The 20,065-nt window shown below is 30.0% G+C and carries 15 protein-coding genes and 1 tRNA gene; 2 read left to right on the top strand and 14 right to left on the bottom strand.

All coding sequences use genetic code 11. From position 1 onward, the window contains the following. Positions 1-302, top strand: a 302-nt coding sequence (locus AMO08_RS01140) for a cobaltochelatase CobT-related protein (RefSeq protein WP_425304627.1), incomplete at its 5' end; no start/stop codon positions are given. Here the strand turns inward: AMO08_RS01140 and AMO08_RS01135 are convergent. The 12 genes from AMO08_RS01135 to AMO08_RS01080 all read right to left on the bottom strand — a co-directional run bounded on the left by AMO08_RS01135 (position 299) and on the right by AMO08_RS01080 (position 14,178). Continuing rightward, complete coding sequence (locus AMO08_RS01135; RefSeq protein ID WP_075484378.1) at positions 299-1,579, bottom strand: ActS/PrrB/RegB family redox-sensitive histidine kinase; 1,281 nt, start codon at positions 1,577-1,579, stop codon at positions 299-301. The genes AMO08_RS01140 and AMO08_RS01135 overlap by 4 nt on opposite strands. A gap of 2 nt (positions 1,580-1,581) precedes the next feature. Continuing rightward, the gene (locus AMO08_RS01130; RefSeq protein WP_075484377.1) at positions 1,582-3,639 is read right to left on the bottom strand and encodes a DNA gyrase subunit B; all 2,058 of its coding nucleotides are present in this window, start codon (positions 3,637-3,639) and stop codon (positions 1,582-1,584) included. A 114-nt stretch (positions 3,640-3,753) separates the two neighbouring features. Next, a tRNA-Ser gene (locus tag AMO08_RS01125) sits at positions 3,754-3,843 on the bottom strand. An 11-nt stretch (positions 3,844-3,854) separates the two neighbouring features. Beyond that, positions 3,855-4,574 (bottom strand): hypothetical protein, encoded by a 720-nt coding sequence (locus AMO08_RS01120; RefSeq protein ID WP_075484376.1) that lies wholly within the window; start codon positions 4,572-4,574, stop codon positions 3,855-3,857. A 31-nt stretch (positions 4,575-4,605) separates the two neighbouring features. Beyond that, entirely contained in the window at positions 4,606-6,414 is a 1,809-nt protein-coding gene (gene lepA, locus AMO08_RS01115; protein ID WP_075484375.1) for a translation elongation factor 4, read from the bottom strand. 8 nt (positions 6,415-6,422) lie between these two features. After that, positions 6,423-8,831 (bottom strand): phenylalanine--tRNA ligase subunit beta, encoded by a 2,409-nt coding sequence (gene pheT, locus AMO08_RS01110; protein WP_075484374.1) that lies wholly within the window; start codon positions 8,829-8,831, stop codon positions 6,423-6,425. Continuing rightward, a complete protein-coding gene (gene pheS, locus AMO08_RS01105) occupies positions 8,828-9,895 on the bottom strand; it encodes a phenylalanine--tRNA ligase subunit alpha (RefSeq protein ID WP_075484373.1) in 1,068 nt (355 codons plus the stop codon). Before pheS ends, pheT begins: the two co-directional genes overlap by 4 nt. Positions 9,896-9,938: 43 nt before the next feature. Further along, positions 9,939-10,295 (bottom strand): 50S ribosomal protein L20, encoded by a 357-nt coding sequence (rplT, locus tag AMO08_RS01100; RefSeq protein ID WP_023854435.1) that lies wholly within the window; start codon positions 10,293-10,295, stop codon positions 9,939-9,941. A gap of 2 nt (positions 10,296-10,297) precedes the next feature. Continuing rightward, complete coding sequence (rpmI, locus tag AMO08_RS01095) at positions 10,298-10,504, bottom strand: 50S ribosomal protein L35 (protein ID WP_023854436.1); 207 nt, start codon at positions 10,502-10,504, stop codon at positions 10,298-10,300. A gap of 53 nt (positions 10,505-10,557) precedes the next feature. Next, positions 10,558-11,103 (bottom strand): translation initiation factor IF-3, encoded by a 546-nt coding sequence (infC, locus tag AMO08_RS01090; protein ID WP_075484372.1) that lies wholly within the window; start codon positions 11,101-11,103, stop codon positions 10,558-10,560. Next, positions 11,104-13,023, bottom strand: coding sequence for a threonine--tRNA ligase (thrS, locus tag AMO08_RS01085; protein WP_075484371.1), 1,920 nt, complete (start codon positions 13,021-13,023; stop codon positions 11,104-11,106). It lies immediately after the preceding gene. After that, complete coding sequence (locus AMO08_RS01080; RefSeq protein ID WP_075484370.1) at positions 13,024-14,178, bottom strand: glycosyltransferase family 4 protein; 1,155 nt, start codon at positions 14,176-14,178, stop codon at positions 13,024-13,026. 42 nt (positions 14,179-14,220) lie between these two features. Between AMO08_RS01080 and AMO08_RS01075 the strand changes: the two genes are divergently transcribed. Beyond that, a complete protein-coding gene (locus AMO08_RS01075; protein ID WP_075484369.1) occupies positions 14,221-14,964 on the top strand; it encodes an alpha/beta fold hydrolase in 744 nt (247 codons plus the stop codon). Here the strand turns inward: AMO08_RS01075 and gltB are convergent. Both gltB and AMO08_RS01065 read right to left on the bottom strand, forming a co-directional pair. Further along, on the bottom strand, positions 14,961-19,466 hold the full coding sequence (gltB, locus tag AMO08_RS01070; protein WP_075484368.1) for a glutamate synthase large subunit: 4,506 nt from the start codon (positions 19,464-19,466) through the stop codon (positions 14,961-14,963). The genes AMO08_RS01075 and gltB overlap by 4 nt on opposite strands. After that, positions 19,466-20,065: FAD-dependent oxidoreductase (locus AMO08_RS01065; RefSeq protein WP_179850724.1), on the bottom strand; the 600-nt coding region annotated here is incomplete at its 5' end. The genes gltB and AMO08_RS01065, both read right to left, overlap by 1 nt.

Raw genomic sequence — 20,065 nt, 5'->3', positions numbered from 1 at the left:
CTTACAATAGAATAAAAAAAAGAAAAGAGGAAAGGAAAATCTTAATGGTAATTTCTGATGGAGCACCAGTGGATGACTCAACTCTTTCTGTAAATTCAGGAGATTTTTTAGAAAAACATTTAAAAAAGATTGTAAAGTTTATTGAAAATAAATCAGATATTGAAGTTTTGGCCATAGGAATTGGTCACGATGTTTCAAGATATTATAATAAAGCTATTAAAATTACTGACGTTAATGAATTAGGAGATGTTATGATATCTCAATTAAGCTCTTTATTTGAAACAAAAAAAAAATATCACTAAATATTAAATAGTTCTTTGTTTTTCCATCTAATAATAACTTCAGCACCATTACGTGTTTTTGAATTTCTACAATTGACTGATGCAAAATTTTTTTCTAACAAAGTTTTTCCAATAAACAACCCTAGTCCTAAACCCTGTTTAGACTTGTCTTTTGAGGAATTTGATTTTAAATATGGTTCTCCAATTTTCGATATAATATCCCGTGGATAACCATTACCATCATCTTCTATTGTAAGCTCTGTAAATTCACTATCACTTTTTAAATTAATAAAAATAGAATTTTTGGCAAATTTATTTGCATTCCCTATAAAGTTTCTTAATCCATAAACTATTTCAATAGATTTACTTATTTTTTTTGGGTTTGAGTCTTGATCAAAATTGAAGACAAACTCCTTTTTGCTTATTTCCTTAAAAGAAGAAATAATTTCATTCAAGTAATCTCGAATATTAATATCTTTATCAATAAATTCATCTTCCTCCACTGGATTTAATGTTAATCTCTTTAATATTTCATTACATCGCTCGACTTGGCTATTCAATAACTCTATATCTTTTTCTAAATCTTTTTGACCCTTAAATTGTTTCATTAAATCATGTGCAATTATTGTTATTGTAGAAAGTGGCGTACCTAAAGAATGTGCAGCTGCAGCGGCTTGACCACCCAAAGATAAAAGCTCATGTTCTTTAGCCATTACCTCTTCCATTTTTCCTAATGCCTCTTTTCTTAGTCTGGATTGTGTACCAAACGTCATTGCAAAATAATTTAAAAATACTAAAGCGATAATCAAAGAAAGTGGAATAGAATAATAAAAATAATGATTATTATGAAAATCACTATTTAAATTAATTGGCAAATCTTGATAATTAAAAGTTAAAAATACAATTATAATTATTGTTAAGATTACTAACAAAGTATTAGTTCTTAAGCTTAAATTCGACGAAGAGAAAACACTTGGTATTAGTATAAAAATTACAAATGGATTGGTTATTCCCCCCGACAAATAAAGAAGAACACCCAATTGTAAAATATCTATAAGCAGAAAGATAAAAGCAGATCTATCTGATAATTGTGTTTTTTTATAAATAAAAATTAAATATAAATTACTTAATATCCCTAAAAATATTACTAGGTTTGACGTAATATGATCAAAACTAGGATTTAGAAATAAATATACAAAATTTACTGCAATTAATTGTCCAATAATTCCAATCCATCTAAGTGTTATATAAGTTGATTTTTTAAAAGAATGATATTTTGAAGTTTCAAAGAACCTCATTTTTAAATATCAAGATTTCTAACATTTATAGCATTTGAAACTATAAAATCTTTTCTTAAGGCCACATCGTTACCCATCAAAGTATGAATTAAACTTTGATCCTTTTTCAAATCTTTTGAGTATTGTACTTGAAGTAGATTTCTTGTTTCTGGATCTAATGTAGTACTCCACAATTCCTCTGGATTCATTTCTCCAAGACCTTTGAATCTTTGAATATTCATTTTTGATTTTTCCTCATCCATTTTTTTTGAATAATCTTTAGATCCTTTTTTAATTTTTTTTAAATCCTTATTATTATTTGTTATGTAATCTTCTAACTCCTTCTCATCTTTAATATAAATACCTTTAGTGCCTTTATTAATTTTAAATAAAGGAGGTTGCGCTAAATAAACATGACCATTTTCAATTAGCTTATTAAATGGCTTATTATTAAAAAAAGTTAAAAGAAGAGCTCTTATATGAGAACCATCTACATCAGCATCCGTCATAATTATTATTTTTCCATATCTTAAATCTTTTAAATCAATTTCTTGCGCTTTTGGGTCCAAACCTAGAGCATTAATCAAGGTAACGATCTCATTTGAAGAAATCATTTTAGACAAGGCCTTTGTTCTTTGATCAGAACCATTTCCGTTACCGTTTTTCTTAATATTAAAATCCTCTACATAAGTATTAAGTATTTTTCCTCTAAGTGGTAAAACTGCTTGATTTGCTCTATTTCTTCCTTGTTTTGCAGAACCTCCCGCTGAATCTCCCTCAACAATAAACAATTCGGTTCCCTCTTGCTTACCAATTTGACAATCAGCTAATTTTCCAGGAAGACCGCTCAATTCAAGTGCTCCTTTTCTTCTCACATTTTCTCTTGCTTTTCTAGCAACATCTCTGGCCATTGCTGCTTGAATAACTTTAGCTAAAATGATTTTTGCAATAGATGGATTTTGATCAAACCAAATAGATAATTTTTCATTTACTAATGTCTCTACTATCATTCTTACCTCTGATGAAACAAGTTTATCTTTTGTCTGAGATGAAAACTTTGGATCAGGAATCTTTGTAGAAAGTACACAAGTAAGACCTTCCTTAATATCATCACCTGAAATTGCTAATTTATTTTTTTTCAATAAATTATTTTCATTAGCATATTTATTTACTACTCTAGTTAATGCACTTCTAAAACCTAACAAGTGAGTTCCACCATCTTTTTGGTATATATTGTTTGTGTATGGAAAAATATCTTCAGTATAACCAGCATTCCATTTTAATGAACATTCAAGTTCTATATTATTTTTTTTACCTTCTATATAAATTGGTTTTCTAAATAAGTCGTTTCCATTTTTATTTTGTAACTTTTCTCTCTTTTCATCTAAAAAATCTACAAATTCAAGAACACCTCCATCAAACTTAAATTCTGATGTTTTTTCTTTCTTTTGGCTGGCGTCTATAAAAATTATTTTTATTCCTTTATTTAGAAATGCTAATTCACGCATTCTTTTAATTAGAATATTTGCACTAAATTTTATTGAAGAAAAAATTTCTTTAGAAGGTAAAAAAGTAATTTGAGTTCCAGTATTTTTTGCTTTTCCCACAACCTTTAAAGGAGCTTTAGCTTCACCATTTTTAAAATCTATAAAGTGTTTTTTTCCATCTCTAAATATCTCTAACTGTAATTTTTCTGAAAGCGCATTGACAACTGAAACACCCACACCATGTAGTCCACCTGAAACTTTATAAGAGTCATGATCAAACTTACCACCAGCATGAAGTTGGGTCATAATTACTTCTGCTGCTGATTTTTTTTCTCCTTTATGAATATCAACAGGAATACCTCTTCCATCATCATTTACTGTAATTGTTCCGTCAGAGTTAATTTTTACATTAATATTTTTACAGTATCCTGCTAATGCCTCATCAATAGAGTTATCGACAACTTCATAGACCATATGATGCAAACCTGTTCCATCATCTGTATCTCCAATATACATGCCTGGTCTTTTTCTAACCGCTTCAAGACCCTTTAAAACTTTGATGGAATCTGCCTGATATGTATTTTTATTTGTCATTTTTTAAATTTTGGAAAAAAATAATTATAACATTTTTTATAAAAATTGCTGATTTATCTTAACAAAAAAACTTTAAAATACTCAAATAGCCCTTGAAAAATAAAGCTTATTTAATGGCGGAGAGAATGGGATTCGAACCCATGAAAGAATTACTCCTTTACACGCTTTCCAAGCGTGCGCCTTCAACCGCTCGGCCACCTCTCCTAATTTTAATATTAAATATTTGTAAAATTATTTGTTTTCTTTTTAAATAATAAATATTCATCACAATTTTCTTTATACTTTAATTCTCGTGCTTGTTTACGATCAGTACTGTAAGTTTCTATTATAGCTCCCAGCTGAGTATGTTTTTTATATATTGACTTATGTTTAAAAAAAAATGGTTGTTTTAAAAAAGGGAATGCTGAAATTATATCAACTTTTAATACTTTATTTAAATAAATTGAAATCCATAGATCATCATTCAGTATTAATTTCTTATTATCCTTTATGTATTTGTTATAAAAATTTTTAATTTTATTTAAATAATTGGTATTAATTGCAAATCCGTCTGCACCTTGACCAACTTTGCAATCTAAAATATCATAAACACAAAAACTATAAGATTTATCTATGTTTCTTTTAGCTAAATCAAAAAATATTTCTAACATTTGTTTTTTATAAATATGATCATCATCTACTAATACTACAAAATCATATTCTAAAACTTGATCCAAAGAACCTAATAATTTTGTACCAGGACCAGAGTCATTACATCTATTAATTATTAAATTTGAAAATTTTTTTGTCAAATTATTAAAATCATATTCTGTATTTTTAAATCTATTAAATAAATTTGGAATGTTCAAAAAAATTTTTTCAGGTTTTTGATTTTGATTTTCTAAGGAGTTTAAAGTTTTTTCCAATGATGAAAATCTTGGTGGTACTGAAGTCATGGATACACAAAAATTCATAATTTTTTTTGATTTAAATATCTTTGTTTATTTTAAGAACTCCTATGAATGCCTCCTGTGGAATCTCGACTCTTCCAAACTGTTTGGATCTTGCTTTACCTTTTTTCTGTTTCTCTAAAAGTTTTCTTTTTCTATCCGTCGCTCCACCGCCATGAATTTTAGTTAAAACATCTTTTTTAAAACCTTTGATTGTTTCTCTTGCAATAATTTTTCCTCCTATAGCAGCCTGCACTGGTATCATAAAATTATGTCTTGGTATTAAATCTTTTAGTTTTTCACAAACCTCTCTCCCTGTTTTTTGAGCAAAATCTTTATGGATCATCATTGCCAACGCATCAACTGGCTCTCCATTTACTAAAATTCCAAGTTTAACAAGATCACCTTCTCTGTGTTCTATAATTTCATAATCAAAACTAGCGTAACCACTTGTCATTGACTTCAACCTGTCGTTAAAATCAAAAACAACTTCGTTTAACGGTAATTCGTAGTTCACAACAGCTCTATTTCCTGAATAACTTAAGTTAGTTTGAATACCTCTTTTGTCCTGACACATTTTTATAATCGAACCTAAATATTGGTCAGGGGTAATAATTGTTGCTTTTATCCATGGCTCCTCGATATATTTTATTAAAGTTGGATCTGGTAAACTTGATGGATTTTGAAGATCAAGTACTTTTTCATTATTAAGATGCACTTTATAAACAACACCAGGTGTAGTTGTTAATAAATTAACATCAAATTCTCTCTCCAATCTTTCAGTTACAATTTCGAGATGAAGCAAACCTAAAAATCCACATCTAAAACCTAATCCTAAAGCTGAAGATGACTCTGGTTCATATGAAAAACTTGCATCGTTTAATTGTAATTTAGCTAATCCATCTTTAAGTTTTTGAAACTCAGAACTATCTACTGGAAATAACCCACAGAACACAACCGGTTTACTTGGTTTAAATCCTGGCAGAGCTTCTTCTAATGGTTTTGAGGCATCACAAATTGTATCCCCAACTTTTGTTTCGGATAAAACTTTAATTCCTGTTGTAATAAATCCAATTTCACCTGTTTTTAATTCATTTATGTCTACTGCTTTTGGAGTAAAAACCCCAACTTTTTCAACAATATATTCTTGATTGGTAGACATCATTTTTATTTTCATATGTTTTGAAAGCTTACCATTTATCACTCTCACTAATATCACTACACCTAGATATGTATCATACCAACTATCAACCAATAAACATTTTAAATCCGCTGAGCTTTCTCCTTTTGGTGCAGGTAGTGTTGTGATTATTTGTTCTAAAATATCCTCTATACCTTCACCAGTTTTACCTGAACATGGAATTGCATTTTCGGTATCAATTCCTATTACTTCCTCTATTTGTTTTTTTGTTCTATCTAAATCTGATGCTGGTAAGTCAACCTTGTTTAAAACTGGTACTATCTCATGATTAGTATCTAAAGCTTGGTAAACATTTGCTAAAGTTTGAGCTTCTACACCTTGTGTACTATCTACTATCAAAATTGAACCTTCACATGCATATAAGGATCTACTTACTTCATAACTGAAATCTACATGACCCGGAGTATCAATAATATTTAAAATATAATTTTTTCCATTTTTAGCTTTATAATTTAATTTTACAGTTTGAGCTTTAATTGTGATTCCTCTTTCACGCTCAATATCCATAGAGTCTAAAACTTGAGCTTTCATTTCTCTTTCGGTTAATCCGCCACAGCTATGAATAATTCTATCGGCTATAGTAGATTTTCCATGATCAATATGTGCAATAATCGCAAAATTTCTAATATTATCTATTGAACTCATTAATTATTTTAGGAACGAATTTTAGCACCAGTTTTATTTTCAACTGTTTTTATTATTAAATTATTAATTTTTTCTAAATCATTATCCGTTAATGTTTTTTCTGATGATTGAATAGTAACGCTTATAGCAATTGATTTTTGATTTTCAGGAATATTATCTCCTTCGTAAAGGTCAAATACTTTAATGTTTGAAATTAAATTTTTATCAATATTTGATATGACACTTACTAAATCTTGCACACTTATTTTTTTATCAACAATAAATGCAAAATCTCTTTCAGATTTTTGAAAATCAGATACTGAATATTTTGTTTTTTGATCTTTCAAAGGTTTTTTTGGCAGTTTTAAGTTGTCTAGATATATTTCGAATCCAACCAAACAATCTGTTTTAATATCAAGCGTTTTGACAATGTTTGGATGAATTTCACCAAAATAAGCAGCTACCTTATCTTTTCCCTTATTTAAAAAAACTCTACCTGATTTTCCTGGATGATAATAATTGGGGCTTTCATCATCAATATAAAATTTTTCTGAGTCATATCCAGCTTCTACTAAAGTTTGTATAACATCTCTTTTAATATCAAAAACATCTATATTTCTCTCTTTCTCAATCCATGAAAGTCTCGATTTTTTCCCTGCCGACAAACCACAAACAACTGTATTCTGTTCCCCAGGTTGTGAACCATAAAATATTGGCCCTATTTCAAATATTGATAAATCTTTAATTCCTCTGTCTAAGTTTTTGCTAATGTACATTACTAAATTTGAAAAAATAGAATTTCTTAATACCCCCAATTCTGAGCTAATTGGATTTACAATTTTTATTTCTTTGTTGGCCTCTTTAAAGTGATCGTTGTATTTTGAATCTGCAAAAGACCAAGTAATAGCCTCCAAATACCCTTTGGATGCTACTGACCTTTGAAGAAAATGAAATAACTTTTGAGTTGGATTTAAAGTATTTTTTGATCTTTCTTTAATAGGATTATCTATTTTTATTTTTTCATAGCCACTAATTCTTACAAGTTCCTCAACTATGTCAATTTCTTGAATAATATCTGGTCTCCAAGATGGAACTGATAATTTATAAAATTTTTTTTCTTTTTTTATTTTAAAACCAAGTTTTTCTAAAATGGTTATCATTTTTTTGGTAGAAATTTTAAAACCAGTAATTTTTTCAAACGTTTTTGGCTCAAATTTTATCACTTTGTTTTTATAAGACTCAATTTTTTGAACATCTATTTTACTAATTTCACCACCACAAATTTCTTTAATTAAAAAAGATGCTTTATTTAATCCATCTTCAATAGACAACTGATCAATACCTCTTTCAAATCTAAATTTAGCATCTGTATCGATATTCAATTTTTTAGCGGTTTTTCTAATTGATCTTGGATCAAAATAAGCCGACTCTAATAAAACATTTTTTGTATCTAATTCTGTGCCAGATCTTGTTCCTCCAATAATTCCTCCTAGGCCTAAAACACCTTTGTTATCACTTATTACACACATTCCATCATCTAGTTTATAATTTTTATTATCTAGAGCAGTAAATTCTTCTCCTGATTTTGAATTTCTAACAATTATTCCCTTATCAATTTTGTCAGCATCGTATGCGTGCAAAGGACGATTAATATCAATCATGATATAATTGGTAATATCTACAATTGCAGATATAGGTTTTTGGCCTATGGAAATTAATTTATCTTTCAACCATTGAGGACTTTCTGTATTTTTGACCCCAGTTATCAAGCAGCTACCAAATGATAAACAGCCTTGATTTTTTTCTTTTGTTATTTTTACCTTTAAGGTCTGTTTTTTATTAGATTTAATTTTTTTATCTTTTTCTGGTTTTAAGTTTCCAAAACCTGCGGCTGATAAATCTCTCGCTATACCCCGAACACCAAGACAGTCTGGTCTGTTTGGTGTAATTGATAAATCGATAAGATTAGAACTTGATTTAGAAAAATAACTTTTTCCAATATTTTTGGCGTATTTCGATGACGACAGCTCAGTAATCCCATCACTTTCATCTGATAAATTTAATTCAGATTCAGAACAGAGCATTCCATAAGATGTAACGTCTCTTATTTTTGCAACAATAAGTTTAGTTTTATTTTTTGGGATTATTGCGCCTGGTGGAGCATATACAGTAAGAAGCCCCTCTCTTGCATTTTTAGCACCACAAACAACTTTTTTGATTTCTTTATTACCAACATCAACATCACAAACTTTAAGTCTGTCTGCATTAGGATGTTTTTCTGTTTTTATAATTTTTGCTACCTTAAATAAATCTAATCCCTCAGATAAGTTTTCTATACTCTCAACCTCAAGACCTATGTCTGTTAGTTTATCAAGAAGTTTATCTTCTTTAGCAGTTATTTTTAAATGATCTTTTAACCAATCATATGTAATCTTCATCTGCTCAAACCTCTGTAATTTGAAGGAACATCAAGTGGATCAAAACCAAAATGATTTAGCCATCTATAGTCACAATCAAAAAACGCTCTTAAATCATTAATGCCATATTTAAGCATTGCTAATCGGTCTATACCTATGCCAAAGGCATATCCTTGATATTTAGAGGGATCTACTTTTACATTTCTTAAAACATTAGGATGCACCATGCCACAGCCTAAAATTTCAAGCCACTTATCTCCTTCTCCAATAATTATTTTACCATCTTTTATTTCATAACCAATATCAACTTCTGCAGATGGTTCTGTGAATGGAAAATGACTAGGTCTAAATCTCATTTTAATTTTTTCGACTTCAAAAAATTCTTTAATAAAATAATTCAAGCATCCTTTTAAATGTCCCATATTAATATTTGTGTCAATATGCAAACCTTCTACTTGATGAAACATTGGTGCGTGTGTTTGATCACTATCAGATCTATAAGTTCTTCCAGGAGCAATGATCTTGAATGGAGGTTTGTCTTTTAGCATAGTTCTAATTTGAACTGGTGAAGTATGTGTTCGTAACAAAACTTGTTTGTTTTCATCTAAGTAAAATGTATCATGCATATCTCTAGCTGGATGATTGTCAGGTGTGTTTAAAGCAGTAAAGTTGTTGTATTCATTTTCAACATCAGGGCCTTCCTCAACACTAAATCCTATTTCTGAGAAAATAGATGAAATTTCATCAATAGTTTGTGATACTGGATGAACTTTTCCTCTAACGAATGGTCTTTCGGGTAAAGTTATATCAACTTTTTCCTTTTCTAATTTTTCGTTTATTTTTTTTCCCTCTATCTCACTAATTTTAGAAGTTATCAAATTCTGAAGTTCGTCTTTAGCCTGATTTAAATCTGATGCAAATTTTTTTCTATCAGTCTCTGGAATTGATCCTACTGTTTTGAATTTTGATGAAATTAAACCTTTTTTACCAAATAGCTCAGTTTTAATTTCATTTATTTGATCAATGCTTAAATCATTTTCAAGCTTTGATATAAACTGATCTCTAATATTTTTTATCTCTGACATATTAGTAGATTATTTCCTTAAGAAATAAAAACAATAGCGAAGATTAATTTAAAGCTGATTGAGCTTTTTGTACAATTGTTTTGAATGCTTCTGGGCTATCGTAAGCAATTTCAGCAAGAATTTTTCTATCTATTGCAATACCACATTTATTTAATCCATTGATAAATTTTGAATAAGTTAAACCCTCGGCTCTAACTCCAGCATTGATTCTCTGTATCCACAATGATTTAAAATCTCTTTTTTTATTTCTTCTGTCTCTGTAAGCATATTGCATGGATTTTTCCATAGCTTGCTTGGCAACTCTAATAGTATTTTTTCTTCTGCCCCATTGACCCTTTACTGCTTTTAAAACTTTTTTATGTTTAGCTTTACTTGTAACACCTCTTTTAACTCTTGCCATTATTAACCTCTTAAACTGTAAGGCATATATGACTTAACAATTTTTCCATCTTGTTTAGACAATGTTGTAGTGCCTCTTAGTTTTCTTATTTGTGAATTCGTTCTTTTGATCATGCCATGTCTTTTACCTGCTTGAGCGGAAATTACTTTTCCTTTGGCAGATATTTTAAATCTTTTTTTTGCAGAGCTTTTTGTTTTTAGTTTTGGCATAAATCTGCGGACTTATACAAAGAAAGATATAATTTTACAACCTCTATTAAGGCTTATAAAGGCTGAATTACCATGATCATTTGTTTCCCATCAAACTTGGGATGCAATTCTACCTTACCGATATCCTTCATATCTTCTTTAATTTTGCCCATTAGTTCATTTCCTAGATGAGAATGCTGAAGCTCTCTGCCTTTAAATCTTATAGTGAATTTGACCTTATCTCCTTTAGCTATAAATTTTTTAGCATTTTTGACTTTAAACTCATAATCATGAGTTTCCGTAACAGGTCGCATTTTAATTTCTTTTAAAGAAACAATTTTTTGTTTTTTCTTTGCAAGATTTGCTTTTTTCTGAGCATCATACTTATATTTACCCATATCCATTATTTTACATACTGGAGGATTTGCATTCGGTGCTATTTCAATTAAATCTAAACCTTGATTTTTTGCCATAGAAATAGCTTCATTAGTATTCATCACTCCAAGATTTTCTCCATCACTTGCTATAACCTGCACATCAGGAGAAGAAATTCTATTGTTAGATCTTGGACCTCTATCCTTGGTTCTTCTTTGAAAATAATTTTGTTTGAAATCTGCCACTTAGTTTGATGATGCTTTATTTAAAGCGGAGAATGTTTTTAAGAATTTATCTATATCCATATTTTCTTGTTTATTAGAGTCTAATCTTCTAATCGTTACTGAATTGGAGTCAACTTCTTTTTTACCACAAATTAACAAAAGCGGTATTTTTTCTAAAGAATGATCTCTTATTTTATAATTTAAATTATTATTTTTTAAGTCTACTGCAGAACTAATACCTGCATTTTTAATTTTTTTAGATACTTCAACTGCGTAATCATTAAACTCTTCTGAGATAGGTATAACCATTGTCTGCAAAGGAGATAGCCAGAAAGGAAACTTACCTGCGTAGTTTTCAATTAGAATTCCAACAAATCTTTCTAAAGAACCAAATAACGCTCTATGTAACATAACAGGAACCTTTTTAGTTCCATCTTTATCAACATATGATGCATCTAATCTTCCAGGTAAGTTTAAATCAACTTGTAAAGTTCCACATTGCCAATCTCTACCGATTGCATCTCTTAAAACAAATTCAATTTTTGGACCATAAAATGCTCCCTCACCCTTATTAATACTATATTCTAACTTGGAAGCTTTAACTGCTTCAAGCAAAGAGGCCTCTGCTTTGTCCCAAATTTCATCATCCCCAACTCTTACTTCAGGTCTATCTGCATATTTAAGAATTACATTTTCGAAGCCTAAGTCTTTATAAATATCTAGAATTAAATTAGTTACCTCTAAACATTCACTAGTAATTTGATCTTCAGAACAAAATATATGAGCATCATCTTGAGTAAAAGCTCTTACCCTTAGTAATCCATGTAGAGCTCCGGATGGTTCGTACCGATGTACTTTTCCGAATTCTGCTATACGCAAAGGAAGATCTCTATAACTTTTTAAACCTTGATTAAATACCTGAATATGCCCAGGACAATTCATAGGTTTAATTGCAAATACTTTTTCATCTGGTGTTTCTGAGGTATACATATTTTCTCCATATTTTTCCCAATGCCCAGATTTTTCCCATAGTTGTCTATCTAATATTTCTGGTGTGTTTACTTCTTTATAACCAGCAGCGTCTTGTCGACTTCTCATATAGTTAATTAATTTCTGAAATAGGGCCCATCCTTTCTCATGCCAAAATACTGATCCCGGACTCTCTTCTCTAAAATGAAATAGGTCCATTTCTTTCCCAAGTTTTCTATGATCTCTTTTTTCAGCTTCTTCAATTCTTTTCAAATAATCGTCCAATTGTTTTTGATTTGCCCAACTGGTTCCATAAATTCTTTGAAGCATTTCATTATTTGAATCTCCTCTCCAATATGCTCCTGAAACTTTCATTAATTTGAAAGCTTTACCAATTTTTCCAGATGACACTAAATGAGGACCTCTGCATAAATCATGCCATGTTTCACCGTGATGATAAACAGAGAGTTCTTCATTTCCTGGAATACTTTTAATTATTTCGGCTTTATATTTTTCACCAATTTTGATGAAATGGCTAATTGCTTTTTTTCTTTCCCAAACTTCTCTTCTTGTTTTCACATCTTTATCAATTATTTCTGACATTCTATTTTCAATCTTTTTAAGATCATCAGTTGTGAATGGTTCCTTTCTAGCAAAATCATAATAAAATCCATTCTCTATTACTGGTCCAATAGTTACTTGAGTGCCAGGATATAATTCTTGAACAGCCATAGCCATTATATGTGCTGTATCATGCCTAATAACCTCTAATCCTTCTGGATCTTTTGAAGTAAAAATTTTAACAGAACTATCTTTATTTATTTCAAAAAATAAATCCTTAAGTTCACCATCAACACTCATTATAAGTGCTTGAGTAGCTAATGATTTACTAATTTTTTCAGCTACTTCCAGTCCAGTAACTTTATTAGGAAAATCAATATTGTTTCCGTCAGGTAATGTTATTATCGGCATTTAATTTAATAATCTCTTATACTCTGAATAAGTAGAAAAGCACATTTTTTCAACATTAAATTTTTTAACTATATTCTTTCTTCCCTCGGTACCAATTGATTTTAATAATGTTTCATCTAAATAAAGGAGTTTTAAAATTTTTTGGCTTAAGGATTTAGCATTTTCTGATTCAAATAAAAAACCTGTCTTTTCGTCAATAATTGTTTCATTAGACCCTCCAATATTACTTGCAATAATTGGTGTCTCCATTGATTGTGCTTCAACAGCAACTCTTCCAAAAGCCTCTGGCTCAGTTGATGCAGAAACTATAATATCTGACACCTTATAAGCTAAAGCCATATCCTTACAGTGATCTATGAATCTTATTTGGTTCACTAACCTATATTGTTCTGAAAGTCTTATTAATTTTTTTTTATATAAATCTCTACCTTGATCACTACCAAGAATGACAGCATAGAACGCTTCATAACCTAGCTCTATATTCACTAAATTAATTGCTTCAATAAAAACTTCCTGTCCTTTCCAAGATGTCAATCTACCAGGTAAAAGTATAATTTTTTTATCTTTTTCAATATTCCATTTTATTAATAATTTTTTTTCATCAGACTCAAATTTTGTAGTAGGATCAAAATAATCAACATTAATTCCTCTAAAAATGACCATTAATTTTTTTTTATCATTTAAGTATTTTGAATAATTTTGTTTGATATGTGAAAATATAAAATTTGATCCTGCAATGATAAGATCAGATCTTGTCATAATTGAATTGTAAAATTTTTTTAAATTATTTTTAAAATTATATGTGCCATGAAATGTTGTAACAAATTTTCTACCAGTCAATTTCGTTGCAAATAAACATGACCAAGCTGGAGCTCTACTTCTTGCATGAACTATTGAGATATTATTAATCAAAATTATACCAATTAAAATTAAAGCATTTATCAAAATTAATAATGGATTTTTGCTATGTACTGGTAATCTAAATATTTTTACTTTTTTTTTGTCAACAAATTTAAGTAATTCGCCCCCACTTGTTACAATAAATGATTTACAATTATTTTCTGGTAAATAGTGTGCGATATCATAACAACCTGTTTCAGCACCCCCATACCCTAATTTTGGAATAACCTGCAAAACTTTTAAATCAGATGTCATTTGATATGATTATATATTAATAGTTATAACTAATAAACGATTATGGCAAAATTCAAATACCACAAGATATCAAATTCAAAGAAAATTAGATATATTTCCAAAACTTTTAGGAATAGTTTTTTTATAGTTTTTTTGCATGGTTTTCAGTCAGACCTTGAAGGTAAAAAACCAAATGCATTTTTAAAATTTGCAGAAAAAAATAAAAAAAGTTTTTTGGCACTGGAATACTCTGGTCATGGAAAATCTTCCGGAAAATTTGTAAATGGAAACATTTCAAAATGGAGTGAAGAGACTTCAATTTTAATTAGAAAATATGTTAAAAAAAAAGAATTTGTGTTAATTGGTTCAAGTATGGGTGCATGGATTTCGCTAAATCAATTCAAAATTTTCCAAAAACAAATTAAAGGATTTTTAGGAATAGGGGCTGCACCCGAATTTTTAGAAAATTTAATGTGGAAAAAATTTACAAAAAAAATGAAAAAAGAAACAATACGTAAGGGTATTTATCAACTAAAACATGGAAGTTATGAATATCCAATTACACTTCAACTAATAAAAGATGGAAGAAAAAACAAAGTCTTAAATAAGAAAATTAATTCAAATATTAAGGTAACAATGGTACATGGTGAAAAGGATGAAGCAGTTCCTGTTTCATATTCAAGAAAAGTTTTAAAATTATTTCCAAATGCTAAAAAAAAATTAAATATTATTAAAAAGGGTGATCACAGTTTATCAAATAAAAAATGGCTAAATATAATTTTAAAAGAGCTTAAATTATTAATTTAGCTAACTTTTTTTATATCTTTTTTTAAAGTAATTGGATTTTTTAACTTATCCAACATTTCTTTAGGACACACCTGAACAAAATTATTTACTTCATCATTAAAGTTTTCAATTATTTTTTTCGATAATTGAGACTTAGTTTCTTTAAAGTGCTCACTGACTAAATTTTTTAAATATTCTTTCCAATAATCTGTCTCTACGTTTTGCCAAACTACTGATTCTGGATTTACTTTCTTTTCAAATTGTTGAGATTTATCATATATAAAGGCCATTCCACCTGTCATACCAGCTGCAAAATTATCACCAACATCTCCTAAAATTACTACAGTTCCACCGGTCATATATTCACATCCATTAGAATCGCATCCTTCAATTACTGTAACTGCACCAGAATTTCTAACTGAAAATCTTTCACCAGCTTGGCCAGCAGCAAAAAGTTTTCCTGAAGTAGCTCCGTAAAGAACAGTATTTCCTAAAATTGTATTCTCATTTGAAACTAAATTGCTCTCTTCAGGCAATTTTATTGAAATAGTAGCTCCTGACAAACCTTTACCAACATAATCATTTGCATCTCCCTTTAATACGAGTTTTAAACCTTTAGAAGAAAATGCACCAAATGATTGACCTGCTGATCCTTTAAAATTTAAAACTAAAAAGTTTTCATCAAGTTTTTCATAACCATATTTTTTATACAAATGATGAGAAATTCTAGTACCTACTGCCCTATGAGTATTTTTTATTTGATATTCTTTATCAATTTTTTCAGAATTATCTAAAGCTTGTTCAATTTCTGGCCAAATTTGTTGATCAAGAGTATCTGGTACACTATTTATCTCTTGATCCTCACAATACCTTGGATTATTTCCAGTATCAGCTTGAACAAATAAAGGATTTAAATCTAAATCGTCTAAATTTGGAGAACCCTTACTAACCTGTTTTAACAAGTCTGTCCTGCCAATCACTTCATTTAATGATTTAAAACCTAAATTAGCTAATATTTCTCTTACTTCACTGGCTATAAATGTAAATAAATTAACTACTTTTTCTGGAGTCCCAGTAAATTTTTCTCTGAGCTTTTCATCTTGAGTGCAAACGCCTACAGGACATGTATTTGAATGACACTGCCTTACCATTATACAACCCATTGCAACTAAAGCTGTAGTAGCAACACCATATTCTTCAGCACCCATCATTGCAGCTATCACCACATCTCTTCCAGTTTTAATTCCACCATCTGTTCTTAATGTAACTTTATGTCTAAGATTATTTAAAGTTAATACCTGGTTTGCTTCCGTCAAACCCATTTCCCATGGTATTCCAACATACTTAACACTAGTCTGTGGCGTTGCTCCTGTTCCACCATTATGTCCAGAAATTAAAATTATATCTGCTTTTGCTTTAGCTACACCAGCTGCAATTGTTCCTACTCCAGAGGAAGCAACAAGCTTAACTCCAATTCTTGCTTTAGGATTTATCTGTTTTAAATCATAAATTAGTTGTGCAAGATCTTCGATTGAATAAATATCATGATGTGGTGGTGGTGATATTAAAGTAACTCCAGGAGTTGAATGTCTAAGTTTAGCAATCTCCTCTGTAACTTTAAATCCTGGTAGCTGACCTCCCTCACCAGGCTTAGCGCCTTGTGCAATTTTAATTTCTATCTCATTACAATTGTTAAGATAATTAACTGTAACTCCGAATCTTGCAGAAGCTATTTGTTTAACTCTTGAGTTAGCGCTGTCACCATTATCTAAAACTTTAAATCTACTTGCATCTTCACCCCCCTCTCCACTACATGAAGCACCTTTAATCCTATTCATACCAGTTGCCAAAGTTTCATGTGCCTCTTTTGATAAAGCTCCATGAGACATGCTCCCACTTCCAAATCTTTTTAAAATATTTTCTATTGGCTCAACCTCAGAAATATCTATTGGCCCACTTAATTTTTTTTCTCTGAAATCAATTAAGTCTCTAAGATTAATAGGTGGTAAGCTGTATATTCCATCCGCATATCTTTTATAAGCATCATAAGAATTAGATCCTACTGCACTTTGAAGTAAATGAATTAATTTTCCTTGATATTGATGAGTTTCACCATTTTTACGATATCTATATATGCCGCCTATCGGCAATATGGTTTCAGAACTTTCAAATGCCTCTTTATGTATTTCTCTAATTTTTTTCTCTATACCGGTAAGTCCAATACCTGAAATTTTAGAGACGACTCCTGGAAAATAATCTGCAACTATTGTTCTACTTAAACCTACGGTTTCAAAGTTACATCCACCTCTATAAGAACTTAGAACTGAAATACCCATCTTAGACATAATCTTTAATAAACCTGCGTTTACTGATTTTATGTATCTCTCTACACATTCATCAAAGCTAAATTGACCAAATAATTTCTTTTCATGACGCTGAAATAAACTATCAAATGCTAAGTATGGATTTACAGTAGTTGCTCCAACTCCTATTAAGGTTGCAAAAGAGTGTGTATCTAAAGCCTCTCCAGATTGAACATTTATTGATACATATCCTCTTAGTTTTTTTTCAATAAGAAATGAATTAATTGATCCAACTGCTAAAAGCATTGGTATTGGAAGTTTTAAGCTAGAAAGCTCTTTGTCACTTAAAATCAATTGAGTAACTCCCTGTCTTACTGCAATTTCAGCTTCTTTTTGAATTTTTTTAATTGAATTAAATAAAGTTTCTTCCTCAGAAAAAGTACAATCAATTATAGATGAATTGTTCCCAAAAAAATTTATAAATTTTTCAAACTGAGAATTTGATAATATTGGACTATTTAAAACATAAATATTTTGCTTTGTTAAATTATCAAAATTTAAAATATTTCCAAGATTTCCAAATCTTGTTTTCAAACTCATAACCTTGTTTTCTCTTAAAGAGTCTATTGGTGGGTTTGTGACTTGACTAAAATTTTGTCTAAAAAAATGGTACAACGGTCTATACCTATCTGATAAAACAGCCAATGGTGTATCGTCCCCCATAGATCCAGTTGCTTCTTTAGCATCTTCTGCCATAGGATGCAGTATGAGCTCAAGATCTTCTAGACTTATTCCAAAAGTATATTGCCTTCTTCTTAAATCATCTCCCGAAAAAGAATTTTTTTCATCTGAAATAGTAAACTTATCATCTAGGTCGATAATTTGTGAATTAAAGTGTTTATACTCTTTGGCTAAATAATCTTTTATTTGCTTGTTTGTAAATACTTTACCTTTTTCTATTCTAACTCCAATTATTTCCCCAGGACCCAATCTTCCCTTTGACAAAATTCTTTTTTCATTTAATTCAATCATTCCTGTTTCAGAGCCTGCAAATAATAATTTATCTTTTGTAATTGCGTATCTTAAAGGTCTTAATCCATTTCTATCATTTGCAGCTATAACCCACTCATTATCAGTTCCAGCAATAGCAGCTGGTCCATCCCATGGCTCCATAGTACTGTTCAAAAAATTAAATAATTGTTGGTGATCTTTTGGTAGAGTTTTATTTTTTTTAGACCATGCGTCTGGAACTAACATAAGCTTCGCCAAAGGCGCAGGCTGACCGGATATATTTAATAATTCAAAAACATTATCTAATGCAGCAGAGTCTGATGCTCCCTGTTGTATAACAGGTTTTAAGTTCTCAACATCGTCAAAAAGGGGGCTGTTCATCTCTTGTTCATGAACTTTCATCCAATTTTTATTTCCTCTATAAGTATTAATTTCTCCATTATGCGCTATAGCTCTAAAGGGTTGAGCTAAATTCCAGCTAGGCGCTGTATTTGTTGAAAATCTTTGATGAAAAATAGCAAACCTTGAAACAAATCTCTCATCTTTTAAATCAAGGTAGAAATCTGAGATAGCCTCAGCTAAAAACATCCCCTTGTAAATGATGGATTTAGAACTCAATGAGCAAATATAAAAATTGTTTAAAGATTTTTTAAAAGCTTCATTTTCTATCTTTCTTCTAGTTTCATAAATTTTTCTTTCTAAATCTTTATTTGTTAATTCTGGATTATAAGGTTTAAACAATACTTGGATAATTTCAGGCATTGTTTGGAATGCCTTTTCTCCTAAAACTTTTGGATTGACTGGAACTTGTCTCCAACCGTAAATACTAAAATCATTTTTTGTTAATTCACTTTCTACAATAGTTTTGCAACTTTCTTGCGCTGCGTAATCATTCCGAGGCAGAAATATCATACCAACACATATTTCAGAATTGTCATGTGTGTGTCCTGTCACTTCTATCTTTTCAATGAAGAAATCTTTTGGTATTTCAACATGAATTCCAGCTCCGTCACCAGTTTTCCCATCGGCATCTACAGCGCCTCTATGCCAAACTGCTTTTAACGCTTCAATACCATACTCTACAACTTTACGAGATTTTTTACCTTCAGTTGATGCAATTATACCAACACCACAAGCATCATGCTCCATGTCTTCTGAATAAACATTATTTTCTTTTAAAATGTGAAGGTTCTTTTTATAATTTTGCATTAAGCCACTCTTTTTTCTACTTTAGATTTACTCTCTAGATAAGTTTTAATTGAAGCTGCTGCATCTCTTCCATCTTTTATCGCCCAAACAACTAATGAAGCTCCTCTAACTATATCACCAGCAGCAAACACCCCTTTTATATTTGTTTCCATAGTATCAAAATCTGTTTTAATAGTTCCCCACTTTGTTACTTGTAATTCACTACTATCAAATAAATTCGGCAAATCCTCAGGATCAAAACCTAGTGCTTTGATAACCATATCTGCTTTTGTTTCGTAACTTGATCCTTCTTGTACTTGTGGCTTTCTTCTTCCTGTCTCGTCTGGATCACCTAGTTTAATTTGATCTACAATTATTTTTTCTATTTTATTTGTACCTTTAAATTCTTTAGGACTTGATAACCAAACAAATTCAACACCTTCTTCCTCTGCATTTGCAACTTCTCTTGCAGATCCTGGCATATTTTCTTTATCTCTTCTATACAAACATTTAACAGATTTTGCCTTCTGTCTTATAGAAGTTCTTACACAATCCATTGCTGTGTCACCCCCACCGATTACAACAACATCTTTACCTTCTGCGTTTAAAATTCCTTTATC

It is taken from the genome of Candidatus Pelagibacter communis, from assembly GCF_001180205.1.
Lineage (GTDB): Bacteria > Pseudomonadota > Alphaproteobacteria > Pelagibacterales > Pelagibacteraceae > Pelagibacter > Pelagibacter ubique_O.
This window is presented reverse-complemented; position numbering and strand designations above follow the sequence as displayed.